Annotated in this window: 2 protein-coding genes and 1 pseudogene; 2 read left to right on the forward strand and 1 reads right to left on the reverse strand. The window is 34.4% G+C overall.

The genetic code is table 11. The annotated features are described in order from the left end of the window. Positions 1–444, forward strand: a pseudogene (locus ACILQF_RS11435) (TonB-dependent receptor); the annotation flags it as partial. A 124-nt stretch (positions 445–568) separates the two neighbouring features. After that, on the forward strand, positions 569–2,773 hold the full coding sequence (locus ACILQF_RS11440; protein ID WP_395627537.1) for a S46 family peptidase: 2,205 nt from the start codon (positions 569–571) through the stop codon (positions 2,771–2,773). Positions 2,774–2,942: 169 nt separating this feature from the next. Here ACILQF_RS11440 and ACILQF_RS11445 read toward each other — a convergent pair. Continuing rightward, a partial coding sequence (locus ACILQF_RS11445; RefSeq protein WP_395627538.1) for an AIR synthase related protein occupies positions 2,943–4,025 on the reverse strand: 1,083 nt, incomplete at its 5' end.

Genomic DNA, 4,025 nt, shown 5'->3' on the forward strand with positions numbered 1-4,025 from the left:
ACAAGCAATGTGGCTTACACAGCACAACAACAAAATGATTTATTCTTCGCCTACATTGAACAAGATGATTATTTGAAGAAGAATAAAGGAAAATATGCTGAGCGTAGTGGTGCTAAGCAACCATGGAGAAATCAAGTTGATGTAAGGTTTACTCAAGAAATATTTAAAGATTTTGGTAAAACTAAAAACAACTTCCAATTCACTATGGATATCATGAACTTTGGTAACCTTTTGAACAGCAAGTGGGGAAATGTTAATTTTGTACAAAATAGTGCAATACTTGTTCCTCAAAATGTTTCATCTTTAACTCCAGGAGGAACAACAAAACCAACGTTCTGGTTAAATACATTTAATAACAAGCCAGTAAGTTCAACTTTTGGAACTTCTCAAACTTTTGCATCTACTTATTATATGCAATTCGGTTTCCGTTACAATTTCCAATAGTAGATATATACCAAAAAACCCGCTTCATAACTGAAGCGGGTTTTTTTTTGCTCAGTTTTTATGATTTTTATATTGTCATTCTAGAGCTTACATTTGTAGTACCAATTTTTCTTAAATATAAATTATGAATAGACTTAAATACACATCAGTACTACTGATGGCAATTTTATTGTTTTTAGTCCCGCCTTTAAGGGCAGATGAAGGAATGTGGCTTCCAATGCTTATTGGGAAAAACTACGATCAAATGAAGAAACAGGGTTTTAAATTAACACCTGAAGATCTTTATAGTGTTAATAAAGCTAGTATTAAGGATGCAATCGTTTCTTTTGGAGGTTTTTGCACAGGTGAGATAGTATCAAAAAATGGTTTAATTTTCACTAATCATCATTGTGGTTATGATGCCATAGCTTCTAATTCAACCTCATCCAATAATATATTAGATGATGGTTTTTATGCTAAATCATTTCAGGAGGAAAAGCCAATTAATGGATTATTTGTTCGCTTTCTCATCAGAATGGAAGATGTAAGCCCTCAAATTATGGCAGCTATTGCCGGAGTAGATGAGAAAGATAAGGCAGCAAAGATTGCTGAAGCCATTAAGAAAATTACAGGCGAGGCAATCGCTGGGACTACTTACGAAGCTGATGTAAGAGACGTTTATAAGGCTAATCAATATCTTTTATTTGTGTATGAAAGATTCAATGATATTCGCTTAGTGGGTACTCCACAACAGTCGATTGGTAAGTTTGGAGGAGATACAGATAACTGGGAATGGCCACGTCATACTGGAGATTTTTCTATCTTTCGTGTATATGCCGATCAAGACAATAAATCAGCTACTTTTTCTTTAAATAACAAGCCCTATACTCCAAAAAAATCGTTGCCTATTTCTATCAAAGGAATTAAAAATGGTGATTTTTCGATGGTTTATGGTTTTCCTGGTCGCACAGACCGCTATTTAACATCCTACGGGGTTAAATCAGCAACGGAGAAAACCAACCCAACTACTGTTAAACTTCGCGATATCCGCCTTAAAGCATGGAAAGAAGAGATGGATAAAAGTGTAGATACTAGATTGAAACTATCTTCTATTTATGCAAATATCGCCAATTATTGGAAGTACTTTATTGGCCAAACAGAGCAGCTAAAACGCTTGAAAATAGCTGAAACTAAAGGACAGCAAGAAGAAGAGTTTACTAAATGGTCTGCTTCCTCAGCAGTAAATTCGCAACTAATGAGTTCATATAAAAAAGCTTATGAAACTTATGATCCATATGCTGTTCATATTACATATCTAAATGAAGGTTTATTGGCTACAGCATTTGTTCGGAATTCTAATCAATTGGCAAGCATGCTTAAAGCAATGAATTCACGGAAGGAAGATGCCGCATTTCAAGCTCAAATGAAGAAAAACTTGAGTTTATTGGTTGATAACTATCAAAAAACCTATTCAGATATCGCTGATAAGAAAATATTTGGTCAAATTTTGACTTCTTTTTATCAGGATGTGCCGAAATCACAACACCCTAAATTTATTTCCCAAATCCTGATTGATTTTGAAAAGGCTAGTCCCTCTGAAAGCTTCAATAGCTTTGCAAGCTATTTATGGGAGAATAGTAATCTTATAAATCCGGACAAAATGAGTCAGTTTTTACAAAACCCAAGCTTAGAGTCTTTAGAAGCTGATCCAGCTTATAAGTATTCAAAAAACATCATTCCACAAGAATATATTAAAAACAATTTCGGAACTGTTTTAGCTGATTTTCAGACTGAGAAAACTCGTTTAGATAATCTTTATTTAAAAGCGCTATTAGAAAAAAATAAAGGAGTATTATCATATCCTGATGCCAATTCTACCATGCGTATTAGCTATGGCACAGTTCAAAATTATAGTCCCAAGGATGGTATCATTTACGATATTAAAACTACTATTGACGGTATGATGGCAAAATATCAAGCAGGTGATGACGAGTTTGATCTTCCTAAATCCCTACTTGACGCTTATGAGAAACGTGATTTCGGACAATATTCCGAAAATGGAACTCTACCAATTGGATTTATAAGTAATAATGACATTACTGGTGGTAATTCTGGTTCACCAGTTTTAAACGGTAATGGAGAATTAATTGGAATTGCTTTTGACGGAAATTGGGAGGCTATGAGTGGCGATATTGCTTTTGATAAGCAGTATAAGCGTACGATCTCAGTGGACATACGTTTTGTTCTTTGGTGTATTGATGTTTTAGGTGGAGCAAAGAATATAATTGATGAATTGGATATTAAAACCAATAAATTACCTGTCCCGAAGGGTAAATTAATTATGAACTAATTTATGAATTGAAAATTCATCATATTTTAAACAAGAAAGCCTTTTTGAATTTTCAAAAAGGCTTTCTTGTAAAATGTGTTTTAGTTGTAAGTCTAAATTTCTTGAAAATAATTATTTTAATAAAAATTCAATTTAATTAGCAAGGAAAGGGAATATAATTATTCAATTCCTATTGATAAATAAATTCCCCGTATGGTGAACGAATCGATACTTGTTTGCCTTCAAATTTTTCTACACGACCAATTATTTGAGCATCAACAAGAAAGGATTTAGATATTTCTATGATAGATCCAGCAATTTCCTCTGGAACATAAAATTCCATTCTGTGGCCCATATTAAAAACCTTATACATTTCACGCCAATCTGTTGCAGACTGTTCTTGAATGAGGCTAAAAAGAGGTGGCACCGGCATCATATTGTCTTTTATGATATGTAAATTATTAATAAAGTGCAGCACTTTTGTTTGTGCACCACCACTACAATGCACCATACCATGAATTTTTTCACGATGTTGATCAAGTATTTTCTTGATTATAGGAGCATAGGTACGGGTAGGAGATAGGACTAATTTTCCAGCCGTAATGCTTAACTCCTCATTAAAGTCTGTAGCAGGTATTTGAATTGAATCTTTTAAATTCTTATTTCCTGAAAATATGAGTTCGTAAGGCACTGCAGGGTCATAGCTTTCCGGGTATTTTTCAGCAATGTATTTGTGAAACACATCATGCCTTGCAGATGTTAGTCCATTGGAGCCCATACCTCCATTATATTCCCGCTCATAACTTGCTTTCCCTGATGACGATAATCCAACAATAACGTCACCTGGACAGATCTTCTCGTTGCTTATGATGTTAGAACGCTTCATTCGGCAGGTAACTGTAGAATCAACAATTATCGTTCTAACGATATCACCAACATCAGCAGTTTCGCCACCTGTTGAATAAATTCCTATACCCAATTCACGCAGTTCACTTAAAATTTCCTCTGTGCCATTAATAAGCTCGGCAATTACTTCACCCGGTATTAAGTTTTTATTGCGACCAATAGTTGAGGAGAGTAGAATGTTATCTGTAGCACCAACACATAATAAATCATCAAGATTCATAATAATGGCATCTTGAGCTATTCCTTTCCAGACAGAGAGATCACCTGTTTCTTTCCAATAAATGTATGCCAAAGATGATTTTGTTCCAGCGCCATCTGCATGCATAATATTGCAATAAGCTTCATCGGAACCTAAAATATCAGGAAT

Origin of the sequence: Daejeonella sp., assembly GCF_044232565.1 — a bacterium.
Classification (GTDB): Bacteria; Bacteroidota; Bacteroidia; order Sphingobacteriales; family Sphingobacteriaceae; genus Daejeonella.

Coding starts and splice junctions, on each gene's coding strand:
- ACILQF_RS11440 (WP_395627537.1), top strand. CDS start 569: ATGAATAGACTTAAATACACATCAGTACTACTGATGGCAATTTTATTG.